Annotated in this window: 20 protein-coding genes and 1 pseudogene; 15 read left to right on the plus strand and 6 right to left on the minus strand. The window is 61.2% G+C overall.

Annotation, left to right across the window (positions count from 1 at the left end):
- A partial coding sequence (locus F4U95_RS21445) for an IS66 family transposase (RefSeq protein WP_150426839.1) occupies positions 1-398 on the plus strand: 398 nt, incomplete at its 5' end.
- 65 nt (positions 399-463) lie between these two features.
- A complete protein-coding gene (locus F4U95_RS21450; protein WP_150426840.1) occupies positions 464-1,912 on the plus strand; it encodes a hypothetical protein in 1,449 nt (482 codons plus the stop codon).
- 494 nt (positions 1,913-2,406) lie between these two features.
- Here the strand turns inward: F4U95_RS21450 and F4U95_RS21455 are convergent, their stop codons facing one another.
- Together F4U95_RS21455 and F4U95_RS21460 are read right to left on the minus strand one after the other, a co-directional pair.
- On the minus strand, positions 2,407-2,961 hold the full coding sequence (locus F4U95_RS21455) for a P-loop NTPase family protein (RefSeq protein ID WP_120253370.1): 555 nt from the start codon (positions 2,959-2,961) through the stop codon (positions 2,407-2,409).
- 29 nt (positions 2,962-2,990) lie between these two features.
- Positions 2,991-3,119: pseudogene (locus F4U95_RS21460) on the minus strand (ATP-binding protein); the annotation flags it as partial.
- Between the two features lie 56 nt (positions 3,120-3,175).
- On the opposite strand from F4U95_RS21460, the gene F4U95_RS21465 reads away from it, so the two are divergent.
- A complete protein-coding gene (locus F4U95_RS21465) occupies positions 3,176-4,180 on the plus strand; it encodes a TonB-dependent receptor domain-containing protein (protein ID WP_232016666.1) in 1,005 nt (334 codons plus the stop codon).
- 14 nt (positions 4,181-4,194) lie between these two features.
- On the plus strand, positions 4,195-6,210 hold the full coding sequence (locus tag F4U95_RS21470; RefSeq protein WP_211364028.1) for an Atxe2 family lasso peptide isopeptidase: 2,016 nt from the start codon (positions 4,195-4,197) through the stop codon (positions 6,208-6,210).
- A 27-nt stretch (positions 6,211-6,237) separates the two neighbouring features.
- Here the strand turns inward: F4U95_RS21470 and F4U95_RS21475 are convergent, their stop codons facing one another.
- The 3 genes from F4U95_RS21475 to F4U95_RS24660 are packed head-to-tail and all read right to left on the minus strand — an operon-like array spanning position 6,238 to position 8,786.
- Complete coding sequence (locus F4U95_RS21475; protein WP_120253367.1) at positions 6,238-7,932, minus strand: asparagine synthase-related protein; 1,695 nt, start codon at positions 7,930-7,932, stop codon at positions 6,238-6,240.
- Between the two features lies 1 nt (position 7,933).
- Complete coding sequence (locus F4U95_RS21480) at positions 7,934-8,593, minus strand: lasso peptide biosynthesis B2 protein (RefSeq protein ID WP_120253366.1); 660 nt, start codon at positions 8,591-8,593, stop codon at positions 7,934-7,936.
- 52 nt (positions 8,594-8,645) lie between these two features.
- Positions 8,646-8,786, minus strand: a complete 141-nt coding sequence (locus F4U95_RS24660) for a hypothetical protein (protein WP_161600425.1) — start codon at positions 8,784-8,786, stop codon at positions 8,646-8,648.
- A 222-nt stretch (positions 8,787-9,008) separates the two neighbouring features.
- Between F4U95_RS24660 and F4U95_RS21485 the strand changes: the two genes are divergently transcribed.
- From F4U95_RS21485 to F4U95_RS21535, 10 genes are all read left to right on the plus strand, one after another.
- The gene (locus F4U95_RS21485; RefSeq protein WP_232016361.1) at positions 9,009-9,932 is read left to right on the plus strand and encodes a DUF7146 domain-containing protein; all 924 of its coding nucleotides are present in this window, start codon (positions 9,009-9,011) and stop codon (positions 9,930-9,932) included.
- Between the two features lie 139 nt (positions 9,933-10,071).
- Positions 10,072-11,718, plus strand: coding sequence for a ParB/RepB/Spo0J family partition protein (locus F4U95_RS21490; protein WP_211364029.1), 1,647 nt, complete (start codon positions 10,072-10,074; stop codon positions 11,716-11,718).
- 35 nt (positions 11,719-11,753) lie between these two features.
- Positions 11,754-12,176 carry a PRTRC system protein E gene (locus tag F4U95_RS21495; protein ID WP_120253363.1) on the plus strand — a complete coding sequence of 141 codons (423 nt, stop codon included), beginning with the start codon at positions 11,754-11,756 and terminating at the stop codon, positions 12,174-12,176.
- Positions 12,177-12,224: 48 nt separating this feature from the next.
- The gene (locus F4U95_RS21500; protein ID WP_120253362.1) at positions 12,225-12,431 is read left to right on the plus strand and encodes a PRTRC system protein C; all 207 of its coding nucleotides are present in this window, start codon (positions 12,225-12,227) and stop codon (positions 12,429-12,431) included.
- A 72-nt stretch (positions 12,432-12,503) separates the two neighbouring features.
- Entirely contained in the window at positions 12,504-13,616 is a 1,113-nt protein-coding gene (locus F4U95_RS21510; RefSeq protein WP_246171672.1) for a hypothetical protein, read from the plus strand.
- The gene (locus F4U95_RS21515) at positions 13,603-14,421 is read left to right on the plus strand and encodes a PRTRC system protein B (RefSeq protein WP_120253360.1); all 819 of its coding nucleotides are present in this window, start codon (positions 13,603-13,605) and stop codon (positions 14,419-14,421) included. Before F4U95_RS21510 ends, F4U95_RS21515 begins: the two co-directional genes overlap by 14 nt.
- The gene (locus tag F4U95_RS21520) at positions 14,421-15,080 is read left to right on the plus strand and encodes a PRTRC system protein A (RefSeq protein WP_170267513.1); all 660 of its coding nucleotides are present in this window, start codon (positions 14,421-14,423) and stop codon (positions 15,078-15,080) included. The genes F4U95_RS21515 and F4U95_RS21520 overlap by 1 nt, the downstream gene beginning before the upstream one ends.
- Complete coding sequence (locus tag F4U95_RS21525; RefSeq protein ID WP_120253359.1) at positions 15,070-15,855, plus strand: PRTRC system ThiF family protein; 786 nt, start codon at positions 15,070-15,072, stop codon at positions 15,853-15,855. Before F4U95_RS21520 ends, F4U95_RS21525 begins: the two co-directional genes overlap by 11 nt.
- Positions 15,856-16,036: 181 nt before the next feature.
- Complete coding sequence (locus tag F4U95_RS21530; protein ID WP_120253358.1) at positions 16,037-16,303, plus strand: antitoxin; 267 nt, start codon at positions 16,037-16,039, stop codon at positions 16,301-16,303.
- A 14-nt stretch (positions 16,304-16,317) separates the two neighbouring features.
- Positions 16,318-16,707, plus strand: a complete 390-nt coding sequence (locus F4U95_RS21535) for a type II toxin-antitoxin system VapC family toxin (protein ID WP_120253357.1) — start codon at positions 16,318-16,320, stop codon at positions 16,705-16,707.
- Positions 16,708-16,907: 200 nt separating this feature from the next.
- On the opposite strand, the gene F4U95_RS24985 is transcribed toward F4U95_RS21535, so the two are convergent.
- Entirely contained in the window at positions 16,908-17,120 is a 213-nt protein-coding gene (locus F4U95_RS24985; protein WP_161600426.1) for a hypothetical protein, read from the minus strand.
- A 120-nt stretch (positions 17,121-17,240) separates the two neighbouring features.
- Between F4U95_RS24985 and F4U95_RS21540 the strand changes: the two genes are divergently transcribed.
- Entirely contained in the window at positions 17,241-22,388 is a 5,148-nt protein-coding gene (locus F4U95_RS21540; RefSeq protein WP_232016357.1) for a lactate dehydrogenase, read from the plus strand.
- The last annotated feature ends 15 nt before the right edge of the window (positions 22,389-22,403 follow it).

Here is a 22,403-nt window from a genome sequence, read left to right on the forward strand (position 1 = left end):
ACGAACTGCGCCAGGCGCTCGACGATGCCCTGCGCCGCCTTTCGCCCAAATCCGAGATGGCCAAGGCCATTGCCTATGGTCGCAAGCGCTGGGTCGCTCTGACGCGCTTTCTCGATGATGGACGTCTGGAAATCGATAACAACATAGCCGAGCGCGCCATGCGCTGCGTGGCCCTGGGTCGCAAAAACTGGTTGTTCGCAGGTTCAAAAGCAGGCGGCGATCGCGCCGCTGCCATCTATTCCGTCATCGAGAGCGCCAAACTCAATGGCCTCGAACCACAGGCCTATATCGCCGACGTCATCGCCAGGATCGCTGGCAACTGGCCTGCTACTCGCTGGGATGAACTCATGCCGTGGAACTGGCGGACCGATCAGCAACCGATCGCCGCAGCCGCCTGATCTGCGGTCTCCAGGCCCCGCTTACCCCAATTCTCGTGAGACCATAATCGGGCTATGAGCGACAGATGCTCAAGTCGCCGGTTAAGCCCTATCGTCCATTTCTTCCCGATCGCAAGGCGCCGTGCCTTTGCGGATCGATGAAGCGCTTCGGAAAATGTTGTGCGAAGCGCATCCCCAACAGGCAGGTAGGAAGAGTCTGGCAGGCGGATGCGAATGCGGAGCGGAGGCTTGCGGCCTTGCTGCATGTCCGCGCAGATATCACCCAGTATCGTATCTGGCACCTTAGCCATACGGTGCCGCTGGACGTCCCGCACCCGATCTATTCACGCGACCAACTCATGCTCGTCGACGTCAATGCTTTGAACGCCCATCTCGAGAATTTGATGTGGCTTTATGGCAGACTAGGCTGGCTCAACCGCTTGCCGGCCTTGCTGGACGATATTGAAAGCGCAATTGACGATCCGCGATGGCGGGCCAAGCTTGCCTATCAGCGCGGGATCGTCGCCCTTTGGCAGGGGGATCGCGTTGCCGCCGCCGAGAAGATCGCTGGCCTGGATATTACGCCCGCCTGCGAGGACGTGGATTTGCTGCAAATCCACGTCGACCTTCACGGAAATGCGATGGGTCTTTCCGAGCACCTTGACTTTTATGACGCGATCGTCTCGCGCACGCGCAGCTTGGCGGACAAATTGCAGTATCGCGGCGCCTACGCCTTTCAGCTACTGATGGCGGGTGATGACACGGGGGCGGCCGCGCGCTTCGAAGCGGCCATCGCTGTCGGCCGTGCGGCCGAAGCTGAAAAGCCGTTCAGCGTCAACGCCATCATTTGGTTCTGCAAAGTTCTGGAGGGCCGAGGCGTTATCGATCATGATCGCGCCTTCCTTGATGAGGCTGTCACCCGGCTGGTACCGCTTGCCGACGACAAGGAGCAGCTGACCGCCAGCGGCCGTGCGATAGTCGGCCGGCAGCTCGGCGATGCATTGCGCTATGCTGAGCGCTATCAGGAAGCAATCGAAGCTTATCGAAGGGCGTTTGAAGAAGGGCCCGATCAGGCCCTTCGGACCTTCGAAGCCGAATGCGAACTGTATCTTGGCAACACCGACCAGGCGTATGCGCTGATCCGCCGCGTCGCGGTGACGAAACTCGAGGTGCCCGAGCGGGCCGATCATGCTTTCACCTTCTTCTATATCGCGCTCGCGCGGCGCGATCCAGAAGCGCTCAGCGATGCCCGCGATCTGCTCAAAGCTGCGGTGACGTCGGAGCTATATTTCGAGAGACTGAGGCTTCAGCATATTGTGACGATACAAGAGGCGTTGGACGACATTGCCTCCGAGCGGGAGCCCGCCGCGGTTGCGCCGCTTCTACAGAGGCTAAAGGCCCTCTCCCGCTATGTTCAGCTGCAACCGAACATCGCGGGGATCGGGTTGAATCTGAACAATATGATCGACGATCTCGTCGCCAGACACGAAGCGGCCAACGCCATCTCGGCCAGCGACGAGCTCGGCGGCAGCTAGGTGTTGGCGCGGCAGCGGCCGATTTGGACAAACGACCGGCCGACGAAGTCTCTTTTGGCACGGAACCAACCATCGCCGTGCGGGCGGCTGCTTCCGCCATTTGTGATCTGGAAGCTCTACCGGTCAGGTCTTGGGCATCCAGCATGGCATAGCGGACCGGCCGCACTTGGGAACGGAAAATCGGCAGCTGAACGGCCACAAAGAGGCGACCGCGATAGGCAGGGCTTGGAACAAACCCGTCGTTTTGGAAGTCGATAGCGAATGACCGGTTCCGGACGAAGCGGCCGCTCAATTCAAGACCTAAAGCAAGTCCATACCTCTATTACGACTATTCATATGAGAGCAATTCTATAACAATCGGAGGGATGACAAAGTCGTCGGGCCTTCCGAAGCCTCTCGCCAAAGCCAACGCCTCTCCTAGCAGGTGAACGATGTAGCGATGGATCTGATCGAGCTCGAGCGGAGGACTCATTGACGGGATTACGATACGTGCGTCAAGCCGCCGGCGTCCCGAAGCGAGTTTCCGGACCATTCAGCAATCGGCGCGCGGCCGCATTGTGACGCGGAGGCGCCGAGCGCACGCCGTCCTTAGACACGGCGGTCAGTTCGACAACAGTGCAGGGAAGCCCTGCCGCATCGAATTTTCGCGCGATGAACTCCCCCTCGTCCCGCTTGTGGCTGGACATGAGCAGTTGATATCCTTCGATTTCGACTAGGTTCCGCATGACGTCGACGAATGCCGCCGCGTGAATGATGTCGTTATGCTGAAGCGGATCGTCGAGCAGCAAGGCCCGCCAGCGAGACCATCGATAGGCGGTGCTCGCGGCGCACAATATGCTGAAGCCGTTCGCCGCCATCTGCCCTTCGCTCAGGACCAGCTGTGGCGGTAGATCCGTCTGGTACTGGGCGTTTTCGATTGGGTCAGCGTAACGGAGCCGCATGGCAAGCGATGTGCGCTCAACCGTGTGGGCCGATTTGAACTGCACGCTTTCGCCGGGGGTGCTCAGCAGTGAGCGATTGAACGCGTCAATTAGGTCGTTGAGCGGCAACAGGAACTGCGTCGAAAAGCCTTCAGCCTCTCGTCGAGGATGACGAGATCGGAGTGGGCCATCCTACCAGCGATCTGCTCCGCTTTTCCTTGGGCCTTTTCCTGTTCGAGCGCATTGACCAGTTCGACCGTGGAGAAGAAGCGCCGTTTGCGATGATGCTCGAGCGACCCTGGAGGCTGCCGTTCGATATGAGGATTATCCGGGCGTCGGGCGTCTGGCGACTCCCAAGCTCGGCCTGATCTGGGGACCGACCGCGGATTTTGATCTCAAGCTCAGCTGGGGCCGCTCGTTCCGGGCACCGACACTGTATCAGCGGATCAATCCCCCTTGGGTCTATCTCCTTGAAGGGACTTTGCGTGGCGAGCGAGAAGCCCCTCCGGGCCAGACGGTCATACTGATCGATGGCGGTAATCCGGACTTGTCGCCCGAGAAAGCAAGTAGCTTGTCAGCCAGCTTCGTCCTGCACCCGCAGTCTATGCCCGGGCTTGAGGCATCAGTCAGCGCGTTTAAGGTGAATTACAGCAATCGCGTCGTGGCCCCGATCGCATCTTGGAGCCGCGCCCTGATCGATCCCGCCTTTGCCGACCTCATCAATTTGCTGCCAGGCGCGGAAGCGATTGCATCGGCAATCGCCCTGTCACCGACTGGCCTCGATGATCAGACCGGGTTCGGCACGCCTTTCGATCCTACCAGCGTGTACGCCATAATGGACGCGCGATATCGAAATGTCGCACAGGATCGGATCAAGGGCATCGACCTGGCTGTGCGCTACCGTTTCGAACTGACTGATGCAGGATCGTTCGAACTGTACGGCAATGCGAGCTACCTGGACACAAGCCGGAAGCTTTTTCCGGCCAGCGGACCGATCGACCTTTCCGGCACGATTTTCAATCCACCCCGGTTCAAGATGCGCAGCGGTCTTGGCTGGTCACGAAGCGCGCTCATGATCAACCTGATCGCAAACTATATCGGAGGCGTCACCGACAACAGGCTCACTGAAACTGACAAAGTATCCGGCCTGACTACTTTCGACCTCTCGATCAGGCATCATTTGGGAAGCAAGGCCGGCGGGATCGATATTCAGGCCACGGCGCTCAATCTGTTCGACAAGATGCCGGACCGTATCCGCCAAGCTTCAGTCATATATGCGCCGTATGATTCGACCAATTATTCAGCGATCGGTCGCTATCTGAGCCTCTCCCTGACCAAGAGTTTCTGACGATGTTGACTTGGATGCTCGTTGCAGCCGCGGCCGGCGCGGCTCCAGCGTCGGTCGATTGTAGGTCTGCTTTGATACCGGACCATGACATGTCTCTCCCGCAACAGATCGATGCCGCCGTGCTGATGAACCTGCGCGATATCGGGGGGCTCGCCGATATGGAGCCGCCCTTTTCAGTCTCACCCGACGGCACAAAGGTCGCGGTCGCATTGCGGAGAGCCGACGCCGACAGAAACGAATATTGTCAGGGCTTCGTCATCATAGACGTCAGGTCGCGATCGGTCAGTGATCCGATAATGGTGCAGGGCGGCGTGCTTCTGGTTCGTTACGACCTTGCGAACCTCACTGACTATGGTGGCGGCGTGATTTCCACCCTGGTGCCCCGCTGGTCTCCGGATGGGCGGTCACTCGCCTATCTGGAGCGGCAAAACGGGATCGTTCAGGTGATGCGTCATGATATAGCGGGCGCAATAGCTGTCCAGGTGACGCACTCGCCTGTCGATGTCAGATCCGTCCGGTGGAGCGACGATGGAAGCGAGTTGATTTATGTGTCGCGCCCGGACGAGTTGACCGCGGCGCAGGCTGTCGCGCAGGAGGGGATGAACGGATATCGCTTCGATATGCGCTGGATGCCGGAATGGCGCTCAACGCCATTTCCAACGCTGAAACCGGCCCGCACATTTGCAGTCGCGCTCGCAGACGGAAAGTCTCGCGAGATCGCCCATTCCGATGCGTTCGACAGCAGCCCTGACATAGTCGCCACGGCCGAAGATCTGCACGGCAACACGGCGCACATCTCGTACCAGAGCGCTCATACAATCAACGGGCCCAGGCAAATTCTCGCATCCATGCATGACGGCAGGCAATATGCCTGTAGAGACATAAGATGTGCGATCGCTCGAAAGATCTGGTGGCGTGACGAGAACAGCCTGATTATCGCCAGTCCTGCGGGATGGGGCGGGAGCATGACCAGCCTCTCTATATGGGACCTACGAGGTGGAACCCGACGACAGATGCTGGTCACCTCAGATCTGTTGACCGGTTGTCGGGCGACGCCGGCTCATTTCATCTGCGCCGTAGAGAGTTCGAAGGCACCAAGGCGACTGGTGCTTATCGACTATGCAACCGGCACCCAGCGAGATTTGTTCGACCCCAATCCTGAATGGCGTGCGGCAAAAATTGGGAATGTTCGTCGGTTGCACTGGCGAAACGACATTGGGCTGGAATGCTATGGGGATCTGGTACTGCCAGTAGCGCGCGACAGGCCTTCTCGCCTCCCTCTTGTGGTAGTGGGATATCAATCACGTGGCTTTCTGAGAGGTGGCACGGGTGACCTCTTTCCAGTTTATCCTCTCGCCGCAAAAGGCATGGCGGTATTGGTCTACAATCGCCCGGAGCACACAGGCGCTCTGGCCCCAGCAGTCGATCAGGCCGAGGTGGACCGGCGTGGCTTTGCCGACTGGAGCGACAAGAGGAGCGGCGCCTCGTCCATCATGACGGCCATCTCGATGCTTGTCGACGAGGGCATTGCCGATCCTGAACGGGTGGGTTTGACTGGATTCAGCGATGGGGTGGACAAGGCCACTTATACCTTCATCCACAACAAGACATTTCGCGCCGTCTCGATGGGTACCTGCTGCAGCGACACAATGGGTGTCAATGTGACCATCGGCCCCTATCTGTCAGACGTTGCGACGACCGCCGGCTTTCCACGCCTGGAAGATCGAAGCAGTGAGCGCACCAGAGAGTATTCCGTTTCACTGAATGCCGAGCAGATCGATGTACCAATTCTCATTCAGACTGCGGATCGAGAATATCTTCAGACCCTCGAAGTCGAAGCGACCTTCAGGCAGGCGAAAAAGCCATTGAACCTATATGTGTTCCCGGATGAGTATCATATTTTCTGGCAGCCAGCGCATCGCAGGGCCAGCTATCTCCGGAACATCGCATGGTTCGACTATCATCTGGTCAAAGACGGCAAAGGTCCCGTTCCAGACATGCTCGCTTCCTCTCCTGAGACGGACCGATAGACGTGAACGGCATTGAAAATATGCCTTTCACGAGGAGTGCTGCCGGCACCAAATTTCGACATCTGCAATTTCCAGGATTCGTAAGAAGGCGAGATCTCGAACGGGCGTTGGTAGCGCGCAGTAGCTGAAGATCGCGTCCCTATCAGCTATTCCCTTCTTAACGAGCATGCCATCGCAGAGAAGATCACTCAGTTCGCGGCGATAGGTTTCGAAAAATCGCGTGTGCAGCGCTACCGGAGACCCTTTGCTCTTTCGATAGGCGATGGATTGAGGAAGTGACGGAGAGGCCCGCCTTGCGATGGACCTGTCGCGGCCATCAGCGCACCAGATCCAACTGGGTATGGAGAGGCAGGCTTCCATGATCGGCGCCATAAGGAGGGGCGACAAATTTTCGGCAGAACCGGTTCGGGGGAACCATTGCAGGAAGTTATGGCTGCGGATGATTGCCGCGATGTGCGCCCTCGAACCGGACAAGGCTCCGTCTGGGGCCTCCATCCAAGGGTGATATCGTACCGGTTTCACCTTGCTTGCAGCATCCCTGCTCAGAAATTTGACCTCGCGTGGCCATGAATATCTCTGGCGCGATATGCAGACCCGAGCGGCATGACGTCCAAGATCAAGATAGGAAGCAGCAGTCAGACGCCTGAGGTCACGCATGGTTCTGACAATTTCGCCGACAGGTCGACGACTTTCCACGCAGTCCCGCAATGCATAGCCAGACGCCGTCATGGCAAAGACATTATCTCCGCCATAGCCGCCCAGTATCGCGCTATGCCCCCCGACGAATGCCTGATCGAGGAGCATGGAATCTACCAGGCCAGCTATGCTCCGCAGTGTCGGGCGAGGCAGGAACATTTCGGTCCTGCAGCAGGTCGAAAAATCGGGGAAACGATATGGTGCCTCTATCAGCGGAGCAGAGCAGGCGTGCGCGATGTCCTTCGCAAAATGGCGCTCGTCACCCAATGGGTCGTCGTGTGTGAAGAAAGTGAACAGCTTCGCCCGATCACTGAATTGCGACATGCCCAAGGCGACTATGGATGAGTCCAGCCCGCCAGACACGGTGATGATCGGCGATTGGTGATGGCTGGCAAGCGCCTGAAAAACCCGATCGAACGCGTTGCGCAAACTGGTGACTGCAACGTCCGGACACATGATCGCGGGTGTCACATGGTCCCATGGGGTCCAGGCCGTCAACACCTGTTCACTCGTCTGGTCGACACGCAATTCCTGCCCGGGCAGAAGTTCAGTGATTCCGAGCAAGGCGGTGCGATCGGCGAAATGGTTGGTGAAGAGAAGCGTGTCGCTCACTTCATCCCAGTCGACAGGGATGTCCCGGCCATCTGCTTGACGCAGGAGGTCGATGTCGGACGCGATGTAGCAGCGTGGCCCGACGGTACGAAAGAAACAGGGCAACTGACCGGAGGGATCGCGGATGAAGCTATATCCGCCCGTGTCCGCACGAAAGGCGACGAATGCGCCCCATCCTCGCTGCAGCAGAGTTCGACCGGTTTCGAGATGATCAGGCGGCGCGCAATTGCCTGAAAAGAACAATCCTAACAGGCTATAGTCACCAGATTCACCCGGTCGAAAAGCGGCGGGATCATTGATGTAGAATGTGCCAGGTGCCTCCACCTCGACCCTTGTGAAACCGGCGGGAACGACCAACTTTGGCGGGATATCCCCCTCGCTCCGATCGATGATGAGCAGGTAGCGAACGGCCATCTCAAATCACCAGTATCGGCGAGAATGTGCGCACCTTCTCGAGGTCGTCGTTGATCAGCAGGTCTCGCTGCTGAACCCAGCAATGAGCCGCGAAAGGTCCGGCCCGAACCCCGATCACGAAAGTCGCTGGAAGGTGACGATCAAAGAGCGCCATGATCAGGGAGATGGACGTGCTCAGGCAGCGATCATCCATTGGAAACAAGGGTGCGATTTTTTGAAAGGCCTGGGCGATCGAGCCAGTTGCATCATCCTTTCCGACCTCGGCGATGACGCCAGCCTTGCGCTTTTGCAGTCTGGCTATGATTTCTTCTAACGATGAGAATCGAAGCCACAGGCCGGACTGGCAGCGATATCCTATCGCCCTGAGCGCCGCTCCTGGAGCCACTGATTGAGTTCCCATACCCAGGCAACGAACAGGTTGGAGATGTCCTGCTCGATGATCGGGGGCTTCGTGATCGATCCAACAAAGGGCGTCGCCACCCAGAGCCCGGCTAAGAACGGCAAGCTCATCTTCATCTTCGTTGCCCTCTTCGATCACCCGTTTGAACAAGGGACGCGCTTCCTGCGGCAATGCGAAATATCTGTCATGATACAGGTCGAGGAGGATCACATCATCTTTCAGCCAGACATGATATAGGGACGGACGCAGTCCATAGGACATGGCACAATGCTCCAAATCCGGGCGCGCGCGCAGGGCGCACGCCCGGAGCCGATCACTCGGCGGTCAGGCTCGGCGCATAGATACGCTGCCCGCTGACGCCGTCATTGGTGAGGCTGTTGCCGCCACCCTTCGTCACGGTCGTTGCAGCGCCCAAATCGATCAGCCGACGGCTGCGGACGGTCTTCTTCTTCATGTCACGCTCCTTCATTTGAACCGCAGAATCGCGGCCTCCAAAGCATCAGGCGAAAGCTTTCAAAGATGAAGCGGAGAAGGTCCGGATGCTGGACTATGGCCTTCGTACCAATTGCTTTGTCGATGATTGAAAAAGACTTAGGCGCACGATTTTATACTTGGTGGAGACAGGCTGAAGGGGAAGGGAGGTGGGGATTGGGCTGATGCTGCGCGAGGAATGCCCATGAACCTGATTTCCCTCCAAATGGCGGCCGCCAAACTGGTGCAAAGGCTTGGCGGCACCTGGCAGGCGCACGGGGCCATGTGCCGTTGCCCCGCGCATGACGACCACACGCCCAGCCTGTCCGTGCGGGTGGGGCACAGCAGCCTCCTTTTCAAATGCTTCGCCGGCTGCACGCCCCCGGAAGTCTTGCGGGCGATCCGGCACCTGGCGCTGGACGTACCCGTGGAGCGATCGGACCGGGATGCGACCAGCGCTCTTGCGCCAGACAGAACCGGCGACATCGCCCGGGCGCTCTGGCAGGAGGCGCGCGATGTGGCGTCGAGTCCAGGCCAGGTCTATCTGCGCAACCGTGGCATCCATACTTTGTCTAAGAGCCTGCGATGGCATCCTCGAACGCCGCTCGGACGGGGGCGCGATGTGCGCTTCAGGCCTGCATTGCTGGCCGGGGTTGAGGATCGCGGCCGTATTGTCGCTCTCCAGCGGCTGTTTCTCGAGGCGGATGGAAGCAATCTGGCGCAGGATCTCCTGCGTCCCAAGCGGACATTGGGGCGACCGCTGTCCGGAGCCGTGAGGTTGCGGGCTCCAACGCACAAACTGGGGATTGCCGAGGGCGTCGAGAGCGCTAAATCCGCCTCCCTGTTGCTGGGCTTTCCGGTCTGGGCGGCGCTGGGAAGCGAGCGCCTGCACCAGCTCAGTTTGCCTGCCGGAATAGAACATCTTGTCCTTCTGCCCGACGCTGATGGCGCCGGACGGAAGGCCGAGCTGCGTGCGCGGCTAGCCTATGAGGCGCGACGCTGTTTCGTCGAGACGATATGGCCCTGGTGGGGCCTGAACGACTGGAACGACGTGCTCCTTACAGCCAGGAGAGGGATAGGGACGAGGGCCGGCCGCACCTTGCCAGATATGCCGGCCCTGCTGCGCTGAGCCGATGGCTCTTGCCTGTTGCGCCTTGCACATCTGCTCCCTCTCCCGGCGGTCTGACACGCTTGCTGGAGAAGGAGGGAGGGGGGTGGGGAAGGGCGTGCGGGAAGCGATCAGCACCCTGGTCCGACGCGCCCAGAAAATGAGGAGACAAGCATTGGCCGCATCAATCCCTTCGGATGTCGCGACGCTTCAGATCAGCAGGATCGTCAAAGGCGATAATCCTCGCCGCTATTTCAGTCGGAGAAAGCATGATGAACTCGTCGTGTCGATCGGATTGCGCGGTGTCCTTCAGCCCATCATCGTACGGCCGGCGCCCGATGGCAGCGACCTCTTCGCCATCGTCCTTGGCGAACGTCGCTGGAGAGCCGCCCGGGAAGTATTCGGTGCCTCGGGTTCGATACCCGTCATCATTCGCGAGATGTCCGACCAGGAGGCGCTCGAAGCGGCAATCGACGAGAATGATATCCGCGACGACGCATCGGAAACCGAACAGGCCGATGCCGCCGTGCGCGTGCTAGCGGCCTGCAAGAACGACCGCGCCGAGGCCGTGCGCCGGCTTGGCTGGTCCACCTCCAAACTCGCGCGGCGTCTGGCGCTCGCAGAACTCTGTGAGCCGGTCAAATGCGCACTGGACGAGCGTCGGATCAAGATCGGCCATGCCGAATTGCTCGCCGTCATTCCCGTGGACAAACAGGAAAAGGCGCTCGACACCATATTGAAAGCTGGCCTTGACGTTTCGAAGACCCGAGATCTGCTGATGCGGGTCACCCAGAATCTCGGCGCTGCCTGCTTCGACAAGACTGAATGCACCGCCTGTCCGTTCAACTCGACGACCCAGCATGTGCTCTTCGAGACCCATGTCGAGGATGGCTTTTGCACCAATCCAGGCTGTTTTGACCTCAAGATGCAAGCCGCCGAACTGACCCGGACCGACCTCCAGGCGCAGACGTCGGTGCAGGTGCAGGCGGACGTCGGGGCCAGTCGTGCCGATGGGGATGAGGGGCACGACGACGAAGATAAGATTACGTCGGCCGCTTGCGATCAGGAGGCGATGGCTCAGGCTGGCGGGAATATTGGGATCGAGACGCCGGCGGCAGGCCCGCCCGAAACACCGGCCCGCGCCGTGATCGCTCCGGTGGCGCGGGACAAGGCAGCTGTCAGCGCGACCTCGATCGCTGCCCGCACCATCGAGCTTCGTGAGGCGATGTGGCGGACGGCGCTCGCGCGAACCCTTGCGGCCAATCCCGCTCATGCCCAGGCAGCGATCCTCATTGCCGCGATGTCGGGCACCCTCTCGCAGATCAAGCCCGAGACGCTGACGTCGCGCTCGGGCGTGCTGGTCGGGCCTGAATTTCCAGGGCTCGACTATCAGGCCAAGATCGCGCAAATCCTGGCGCTTGCACCGGCTCGCGCGGCCAACATCCTCTCGATCATCGGCGCAGCTTACGCAAAGGACGTCCAGGCCTTCGCCCATGTGGCACATTTGGCGCGGACCTTTGAAGTGGATGTTCGCGACATCTGGCAGGTCGATCAGGCATTCCTGGAACGCTACACCAAGGATGAACTGATGTTCATTGCGCAGGAATGCGGACTGATCACCCATATCGGTCCAAAGGCGTTCGCCAAACTGCTTGCCGGCAAGAAAAGCGAGCTCCTCGTCGCCATGCTCAATCGTCCGGGGTTCAGCTGGGCCGGCCGCCTGCCGGCCGCCATGACGCTCGATGGACAATATGGGCCGCCGCCCGAAGAGGAGACGCCGCTCAAAGAATCGTCGATTGCCGCCTGATCGCACTCCTGCCAGCCCAACAAGGATCAATCGCCATGCTGATCGCCAGTCTGCTCCCATTGCTTTCGCGCTACTCGCTCGCCTTCGACCTCATTGCCGGGCCGGACGATATCGTCACCCTGACCGTCATTCCGCGCAAGGCCGTGGGGGATAGCCAGAAACTTGAGGCAAGCGAGAGCCGGCCGATCTCGCTCACCGCCAGCGCCGCAGAGATTGATGCCGAGCTCGCCAGGGGAGCCGACGGCGCTCTTGGGCAGCTCATCGCCACGCGCAGGACACTGGGGGATCAGATCGCCGACCAGCGCGCCTCTGCCGAAGCGGCCAGGACCGTTGCCGCGGAGGCGGCCAGGCCCAAGGCGGTGGCGAGGCCAACCGCGCCCGCGCACAGCGCGAAGCCGGCGGTAGCGAGCAATCCCCCGGCCGGGGCCAGAGCGGATGAACCTGCCACTCTGTTCTGACCAGCCTGGCCACACCGCAGTCCGATCAAGAAACAGGAGGTTACCCCCATGCAAATCGATCATCTCACCAGGGCCTATCGCTACGACGGCATCGATCTCCCGGTTCCCCCGCATCTCGCGAGCGATCCCCAAAGCCTGCGCTCCTATCATGCGACCCTCTATCCAGCGATCCTGAACGCCGAGACGATCGATGCCGGCATATCGGGCGGCGCATATGTGACTGAATATCGCCGCGCCGTCGGCACCAAGGGCTGACCGTGTCGCGCAAGCAAAGCGGGGCGATCGAGCCAGCACCGCGCAAGACGCTCCTCCAATGGATCGAGGCACATGATGGCGACGAGAATCGTGACCCCATGCCAGTCTGCAGCAAGCAAGCTCAGGCCCTTCATGCCCAACTCTGCCATGGGCCGATCACGCAAAAGCATGTGTCCGACCGCCTCGCGCCGCCAGCCGGTTTCCGCCTCCCACCGCTCGGCTGATCTTGCCGGGCGCATGGTCGCGCTCGGCGCGGACGTTCCGGCGATCTTCGACCAACCGCTGGCTCTGCACCACAAGTTGCTTGGGCGCTGGGTGGCGGGTCGAGAGGGTGCGCAGGAAGCTTGTACGCGCGTTGAGGCGCGCCGTCGGATCGAGCGGGCCTTTCGCGCCGTGGCGCTCGACATTCTCGCACCGGTTGAACTTGCCGACCTGCGCATCGCTATCCTGAGTGGCGAGGAAAACCAATCGCCGGTCGTCACCATCACCTGTGAGAGCATCGGCCAGCTTGACCTTGGCTGGATCGAGACAGGCGATGCCCCCATCAGCTGGCGGGCAGCGGCTTACGCTGCGCTCGAGAGAACGCTCAGCCGCGTGCTGCCCGTCTTTGCCTACCAGGATCTCTTCGAGGAGATATCCCGCTATTATTGGGAAGGCGAAACCGACGACGCTGCTGCGCTTGAATATATGATCGCCTGCCACGGCGCTGACCCCGAAGACCTCGACAGTCTGAGCCTGCCATCCACGATGAACGATCGGCGCCCCGATTGGATGATCCGGGACAAGGCGATGTCCGTGCGCAGCCTTCCAGCCAGGCTGCGCGGGATCATCAGGAGGCTCGACCATCTGCATAGGCAGATTGACCGCCTCGATCCGAACGACAATGCGTGGGCGTTCCATCTCGATACCGCCTACGAATATTTCCCGGGCACCGAGGAATGCTCGCCATTGCCGCCGCTTACTTTGGTGCCGGTCGACCAGTTCGCGCGCGAGGTCGACGACGTTGCGCAGCATGGCATGGAATATGGCTTCTTCGATCTGGCCGGGATCTGCGTGCTCCCGCAAGCCGACAAGATCGACCGATGGCTCTCCTCGTTTCAACTCGGCGTAAAGCTTCTCACCACTGCGCAGGAGCTGATCATGCTCGATCCAACTATCCTGGGAGCCTCCCATGGCAAATCATAGCGTCTATTTTGGAGAATCCGATGGCGGCCTAGTGCTAACCAACGCCATTCTCCTCTACAGGTCCGGGGGGGCGGCCGGGCAGTCGGGTCATGGTACCCCGCTGGCGGCTCCGGCATTCGCCAGCATCCATGGAATTGTACGCGACGATCTGGACCGGCCGACGATTGCCGCAGGGAAGCCCTTGTCGCAGGCACATCTGCGGCATTGGACGCAGGCCCTGGGACGCTGCGTCCAGCCTGAAATCCTACCCGACAATGTCCTTGTCTCCCATCCCGAGATGCTGGCCTGGTGGACGGCGGAGCAGGTGCGCACAGGCTATTTTGCCCTGTCCAACCCGCCCGCGGACCTCAAGGCGCTATCAGGGCGCACGAGCGTGCCAGTGCCCTATCCTGCCCATCTCTTCATCGCGACCCGCTCCGGGCTCGACGTCTATGCCCTGCCGCGAAGCTGCCGGCCAACAGCTGACACGCCGGTCCTGCATTCCCCGATCCTCAACATATTCATCGAAGGCAAGCTCTGCTGGGGCAACATCGCAAAGCCCAAGGCGCTGACGGTGGCATCCATCGCGGACTATGAAAGCGCGGTGTTCGATTCCTGGTCGACCCATCCCAACCCTGGTCAGGATTTGACGCTCACCGGCAAAGGCGGTCTCGTCCGGCTCTGGGATGCGCTTGCGGCGCAGCGCGCAACGCGCTTTCCGGTCCGACGCCTCAAGCCATTCCTCCCCGGCCGCCGGCAAGCGAGAAAGCCATGCGGCGATGCCGGGGTGACGGTTGGTGATCTTATCGCACGCGGGGCAGCGTGATGACCATACTCGCTAAGGACCCGACCGCGGCGGCGATACTTGCAGCGATCCCCTGCTATGCGGTCCCTCCACACGGCAGGTCGCCGGCGCTCGAGGCTTTGCAGGACGCGCGGACCAGTCATGGGCTGGCTGTCGGCAAGGATGGCGTGATGCTCATCCTGCGTCGGCCATGGCTTGTTCTCGACCTGCCTGTTACGCCGCCCATTGCAGGCTATCTCCCCTATGGCGACATGGGCATGCCGCGTGCCGCACTGCGCTGCGGACTTGTCCCGCGCGAGCATTTCGAAGCGATCGTCGATCATTTCCATGGTGCTCTCCCGCATGAGGCGGCCGCCTTCATCCTCTGGAACGAGGCGACCGGCAGGTTCGTCACCAACTTTCCCGAGATCGAGGAGGCGACGCCTGCGCGGCTCGTCTACCGCCCGCCCATCATTGAACCGGGCTGGCACCTCATCTGCGACATTCACAGCCATGGCCGCGGCGCCGCCTATTTCAGCGCCACCGACAATGCCGACGACATGCATGCAACGAAGCTGTCACTCGTGCTCGGCCGGCTTGGCCATCCCGATGGGCCCGTAATGGCGATGCGCCTGTGTGCGGCCGGCCTCTTCATTCCGTTGCCGTGCAGCCCCTTCGAAGGAGATCGACATGTCATCTGATCTGTCCCGCCGCCACTATCTCGCGCCCCATTTCAACGGGCGTTCGATCAGCGTCCTGCTCGTGGGCTGCGGGGGTAGTGGCGCGCAGATGCTGATGGGCCTGGCGTCGCTCGACACGGCGCTGCGTGCGATCTGCTCTCGCGCGCTCCACGTCACCGTTGTCGACGATGACGTTGTGACCGGGGCCAATCTGGGCCGGCAGCCCTTTTTTGCTTGCGATCTGGGGCAATCCAAGGCGCGTACGCTCACGGAACGGATCAATCTCGCGCATGGATTGGCTTGGGAAGCCATACACGGGCGCGCGCCCGCAGCGGCTGGCATCGGGGGTGTCGATATGCTGATCAGCTGTGTCGACACGGCCTCGGCACGCGGGGCGCTAGGGCAGGCGATCGACCAGGCGATGGGAAAGCCCGCTTATTGGATGGATCTGGGCAATCGTGCCCGAGACGGCCAATTTATCATTGGCTGTCCGGGCGATGGTGTGAATCGGGGGCCTGGTCGGCTGCCGACGGTGCTGGAATTTTTCCCGGAGCTTTCCGACGAGAGCATGGCCGATGACGACAGGCCATCCTGTTCGGTTGCCGACGCCCTCGAGCGCCAGTCGCTATTCGTCAACCGTGTCATCGCAAGCCATGCACTCGCGCTTCTGTTCGATCTCCTTGCGCGCGGCTCCATCGATCATGCCGGCGCGTTCATCAATCTTGCCAGTGGTCAGACCGTGCCAATCCCGTTGCCGGTGAGCGCTAAAGCCGGGCAAGCCCCGATACTGGATTGAGGCGTTTGCCGCGCACTCGCTGATATATGTGCCCGAGCCTGGGAAGTGTTGGCGCAAGGACAGGTGAACGACCGTGGGTCCTGATGACGACCTGCGCTTTACTGAGAGGGCGAGGCATCAGGGGACTATTGAACCTGAGCCCATGTTGGCATATATATTGGCATATACATAAGGGACGATCATGGCCGGCACAGCAGCCCACAATGCCCCGAGAGAGGCGAAGCTTTTCCGCAATAATCGCAATCAGGCGGTGCGGATACCTGTGGAGTTTGAATTTTCCGGCGAAAGAGTTCTGATCCATAAGGAAGGTGATCGGCTGATCATCGAGCCGCTGCGCAAGCGTGGGCTGATCGAGATTCTCCGCGGCTTGTCTCCCTTGCCGCCAGAAGATCAACTGCCCGACGATCTCGACGCAGCGCTTCTTCCGTTACGGGATGTGGAGCTTTGAGCGCACCGCGTTACATGCTCGATACCAACATCGTGTCCGATCTCGTGCGACATCCGCAGGGCGCGATTTATGAAAAGATCGTCGAGATCGGAGCGGATGCGGTCTGCGTGAGTATCATCACCGCCGCCGAACTACGCTATGGATGCGCCAAGAAGGGTTCTGCAAGGCTGCTCGCCCAGGTGGAAGCCATTCTCGAGGGTATCGAGGTTCTGCCCTTTGATATGCCTGCCGACGCTGAATATGGTGGAATCCGGGCAGAGCTGGAGGCAGCAGGGCAGCCGATCGGTCCGAACGATCTTCTGATCGCGGCGCACTGCTATACGCTCGGCTTCACCCTGGTCACAGCAAATGATCGGGAGTTTCGCCGTATACGCGCGCTTCCCGTGGAGAACTGGATCCACTGACGCGAATGGCTCTGCTGAAGATGTTGGGGCGCCTGAGATATCAGTAGCTTCGTGCTGCTTGATGACGTGCCTGGCAATGGCAAAAGCGTCTTTCTCGCCAGCGTGGCTAGCTGCTTGAGGCGGGAAAAGCCCGAGATTTTTTCGGTCCTCTCCTGTGCGTTCCCGGACCGCCGCATCGACGGCGGGCATGTCGGCGCGCTCTACGCGGTCATGGGTCTGGCCGAGGCGACATGCTCGTCCCCGAAACCATCATCGGCAACAAGCGCCATGCGCGCGCCGCTATCGCCGATCTCCTCCGCCAGTTTGCTTCGTCTCTTCGCCTTGGCTGACCTGACCGCCCGGCGGGGACCGGCCTTGCGTCCCTCGATCTTGAGAGGCGCTCCGAAAAGCCGCTGCTGAGCGGCCGCGAGCATGCGTTCCGGGCTGTCGCTCTGAAGGAAAGGGGGAGGTGAATGGGGCGCTCCGCCAGGCGGAGCGGACCGGAGCCACGCGCGGTTCCGGTGCCTTCGCGTCCATCCCGGAAGGATCCCCCCATGCCAAACAGTGCCTCCGCGCTGGCTCTCCAGATGAGTCTCGACTTCGACCAGATCGTCGCGCACGCCATCGGTGCGATGGACGCAATATCAGAGCCGCCGCCCCGCCTTGGGTTGGCGAGCGGCCAGCTCGTTCCCGCGTCCCGGCCGAAACTGCTCGATTTCTCCCTTGCAGGTGAACATGGGCTCGCGCCGACCTGGCTGGAGCGCGCCTGCGACAATGTGGAGGCGATCAGACTTCTCACCCTCATTGAGCGCGAGCAGCGGGCCGCTGACCCTGACGAGCAGGCGCGCATCGCCCGGTTTACAGGTTTTGGCGCGTCTGACCTGGCCAACGGCATGTTTCCCGATCGGTCGGGCGAGTATCGCCAAGGTTGGCGGGAGGCCGGCCAAAGCCTTGCGCAACTGGTGTCGGATGCGGAGCTTCACTCGCTCAAAAGGGCTACGCAATATGCCCATTACACGCCGGCGCATATCGTTCGGGCCATGTGGAAGGCGGCTTCCATCCTTGGATTTAAAGGGGGGCAGATCCTCGAGCCGGGCTGCGGTAGCGGTCTCTTCATGGGGCTGCGGCCCAAAGACCTTTCGTCCGACAGCCTGTTCGTAGGCATCGAGAATGATCCCGTCACAGCCCGGGTGGCAAAGGCGCTCTATCCCAATCAGATGATCCGCTGCGAGAGCTTCGACAAGTCCGTACTGCCGCAGGATTTCGACTTGGCGATCGGCAACCCGCCATTTTCCAACCTCTCCATCCGTGATCGCACTGCGATCGGACAGCTCGGGCTCTCACTCCACGACTTCTTCATCGCAAAGTCGATCGAGCATCTGCGGCCCGGTGGCATCGCGCTGTTCGTGACGTCCCGCTACACGCTCGACAAGAGCGATCCCAGGGCCCGTTCCCATATCGGCTCCATGGCCGACTTCCTTGGAGCGGTGCGGCTGCCGGGTAAGGCGATGCGCCAGGAAGCGGGCACCGACGTCGTGGTCGATATCCTGCTGTTCCAGAAGCATCTCGGCGATGAGCGGCGCGGCTGCGTTGACTGGCTGGAGCTTGGCGAGGTTCCGGGCAGCGACGAGGGCGAGGGGCCGCTGCGTATCAATCGCTACTTCCTCGACAATCCCGATCATGTGCTGGGCACGCACGCATGGCGAAGCGGCCGGTTCGGCATGGACTATGACTGCACCGCTCTTCCTGGCGTCGATCTTCCCGACACAGTTGGATCAGCCCTCAGCGGCATCGCCGCGCGTCATGCCGGCAGTTTTCATGCCGTTCCGCGCACTATGCCCCTGCGCGAGCGCTTTGAAGTCCGACCGGGTGTCAATGTCGGCAACGCTGCTGACGAAAGCGCATTGAAGGAAGGAAGCTATTTTCTCTCCGACGGGCTTCTTCACCAGATCGTCGATGGCGCGTCTTCGATCGTCGCCGTGAAGGCAGGGCGGGGCGATGCCGGCCTTTTCCCCAAACATGCCGACATCATCCGCGGCCTCATTCCCGTTCGCGACAAGGTTCGCTCGATCCTGCGCGCGCAGATGGCGGACGAGCCCTATGCCGATCTTCAGGAGCAGCTGACGGATCATTATCGTCGCTTCGCCAGGAAGCATGGGGCCATCAACAAGAGCGTCACAAGCGTTCGCGCCGATCCTGCAACCGGCGCCGAAAAGGAATATCAGCGCCGGCCCAATCTTCAGCCCTTTCTCGACGACCCCGATGTCTGGCTCGTCGCCTCGATCGAGACCTATGACGAGGCGAGCGATACAGGCATGCCGGGACCGATCTTCACCGAGCGGGTCGTGCGCCCGCCGGTCGTCCACGACATCCATTGTCCGCAGGATGCGCTGGCGCTCTCGCTCCATGAGCGTGGCCGCGTCGATCTGCCACTGATCGCGCAGCAGCTTGACCTGAGCGAAGCCGAGGCTCTCGCTGCCCTTGCCGGGGACATCTATCTCGATCCTGTCCGCACTACGCCCGCCTTCGACCATTGGGTGCCGGCCGACGAGGCGCTCTCGGGACCGGTACGCTTGAAGCTTGCTCGCGCGCGCGCGAAGGTTGGTACCGATCCGCGCTTCGCTGCCGTCATGACTGCGCTCGAGGCGGTGCAGCCGGTCGACCTCAAACCCAGCGAGATCACCGCGCGCCTCGGTGCCCCCTGGATTCCGGTGGACGTCATCGAGGCCTTCATCGCCGACAGCATGGAAATCGAGACCAGCATTCACCACACGCGCGAGCTTGCCAGCTGGACGATCGACAAGGCCCCGTTCGCCGGCCATGTCAGCTCGACCTCCATCTGGGGCACGCCGCGCCGAAGCGCCGCCGATCTGCTGGAGGACGCCCTCAATTCTGGCATTCCCAAAATCTACGATCTCATCCGCGACGCGGACGGATCGGAGCGTCGCGAACTCAACACGACCGATACCGAAGCGGCCAAGGAGAAGCTGGCTGCCATCAAGTCGGCCTTCGAGAGCTGGGTCTGGCAGGACAATGCGCGCGCCGACCGGCTCGTGCGCCTCTATAATGACGCCTATAACGACCTGGTGCCGCGTGCGTTCGATGGCCGACACCTGACGCTTCCCGGCGCATCGACGACGATCAGCATGCGCGAGCATCAAAAGCGGGTCGTCTGGCGCATCGTTGCGTCGGGCACGACCTATGTCGCCCATTCGGTGGGCGCCGGCAAAACCTTCAGCCTGTGCGCGGCGGTGATGGAGCAGCGGCGCCTCGGCCTCGTCAACAAGCCGATGATCGCGGTGCCCAACCACTGCCTCGCCCAGATTGCGCGCGAATTTCTCATGCTCTACCCGACCGCGCGCATTCTCGTCGCCGACGACACCAACTTCGTCAGGGAGAAGCGCCAGCGGTTCCTGAGCCGTGCCGCGACCGGCAACTGGGACGCGATTATCATTACCCATGACGCCTTCAAGTTCATTCCCACGCCGTCCGCCTTCGAGCGCGGTCTCATCGGGGATCAGCTCGCAAGCTATGAAGCACTTATCGCAGGGATCGACCGGAACGATCGCGTGTCGCGCAAGCGGATCGAGCGCCTCAAGGAAGGGCTTGGCCGCCGGCTCGAAGGTCTTGCCGCCAGGAAGGACGATCTTGTCCATATCGGGGAAATCGGCGTCGATCAGATACTCGTCGACGAGGCCCAGCTATTCCGCAAGCTCACCTTCGCGACCAATCTCTCCGATCTCAAGGGCGTCGACCCTGACGGTTCGCAGCGCGCCTGGGACCTCTATGTGAAGACCCGATATCTGTCGGCCATCAATCCGGGGCGCGAGCTCATCCTCGCTTCGGGCACGCCCATCACCAATACGCTGGGCGAGATGTATACGCTCCAGCGGTTCATGCAGCCCGACGAGCTTCACGCCAAGGGCCTGCACGAGTTCGACGCCTGGGCCGCCAATTTCGGCGATACGCGCACCGAACTCGAGCTCCAGCCGAGCGGCAGCTACAAGCCCGTCACGCGCTTTTGCGAATTCGTCAACGTCGCGGATCTCATGGCGATGTATCGCAGTGTCGCCGATGTCGTCCTTAAGGAAGATCTGCGCCAGCATGTCCGTCTGCCCGTGGTTCGTGGCGGCAAGCGGCAGATCATCGTCGCCCCTTCCGGCGCGCCGTTCAAGGCCTATCAGCGCGTGCTCGCCCGGCGTATCAAGGCGATCGAGCAGCGTAGCGGACGCCCGCAGAAGGGAGACGACATCCTCCTTTCGGTGATCACCGACGGTCGGCACTCGGCGATCGACCTGCGTTTCGTCGACCCGGCCATGGGCGATGAAGAGGGTAACAAGCTCAATCTTCTGATCGACAATGTGTACCGCATCTGGCGCGACACCGGCGATCATCGCTACCGCGACCCCGAGACGGGCCGACCCTATCCCTTGCCTGGCGCAGTGCAGATGATCTTCTCGGATCTGGGCACCGAGGCAGCGCTCGAAACCCGCGGCTTTTCCGCCTATGTCTGGATCCGCGAGCGGCTGATCGCGCTTGGCATACCCGCCGACCAGATCGCCTTCATGCAGCACTTCAAGAAGAACAGCGCAAAACAGCGGTTGTTCAACGATCTCAACCAGGGCGCCAAGCGCATCATCATCGGGTCCACCGCCACCATGGGCACCGGCGTTAACGCGCAACAGCGTCTCAAGGCGCTCCACCATCTCGATGTGCCGTGGATACCCTCGGACATCGAGCAGCGTGAGGGCCGGATCGAGCGCCAGGGCAACCAGAATGACGAAATCGAGCTTTATGGCTATGCGACCAGCGGCTCGATGGATGCCAGCAACTGGCAGATGCTCGAGCGCAAGGCGCGTTTCATCACCATGGCGATGTCGGGCGACCGGTCCATACGGCGGATCGAGGATGTCGGTTCCAACGTCAACCAGTTTGCCCTGGCCAAGGCGCTTGCATCGGGCGACGACAGGCTGATGCGCAAGGCGGGGCTCGACGCCGAGGTGGCGCGCCTCCTGCGCCTGCGCGATGCGCATATCGACGATCAGTTCAACATTCGACGGACCATCGCGCGAACCAGCGCCGCGATCGAAAGGGGCCGCAAACATATCGCCTGTCTCGAGAGCGATCTGTCCCGGCGCCTCGTGCCGCCGCCTGGCTTGGTCATGTTCGATCATGGCAAGGCCCTTGTCACTGATGTCAGGGCGGCTGCCGACCATATCCTGCTACATGCGCGCGAGATGCGGATGCAGGGCAGGCCGGCCACCCTCATTATCGGCAGGTTCAACGGCTTCGAGGTCGAGCTATGCTCCTTTGAAACCATCGACGATGATGGAAACTGGTGCCTGTCGACGAAGGTCGCCTTGCTGCATCATGGCGAGCAGCGCGATTTTACGGTGACCGACAGGACTAGGTGGGGCACCCTGATCGCCCGGCTTGAGGCATCCATCTGCCATCTGGATACCGATCTCGCCGAAGCGCGAGCCGCTCTTGAGGCCGATGAGCGGCGGTTGCCGGCGTTTGAGGCGCGTATCGGAAAAGGATTTCCCGATGCCGCCATGCTGGAAGACAAGCAGGCCGAACTCGCCGCGCTTGAAGCGGAACTGGTGACGACCAGGGGGGAGTTCGATCCGGAGCTGGAACCCGACATGCCCGACCTTGGGGATGGCGCCGGTCTGGACGCGCCTCTTGCGCGGGTCGCGTGACCCCTGTGGCTTTCT

Origin of the sequence: Sphingobium limneticum (genome assembly GCF_008710165.1) — a bacterium.
Classification (GTDB): domain Bacteria; phylum Pseudomonadota; class Alphaproteobacteria; order Sphingomonadales; family Sphingomonadaceae; genus Sphingobium; species Sphingobium limneticum.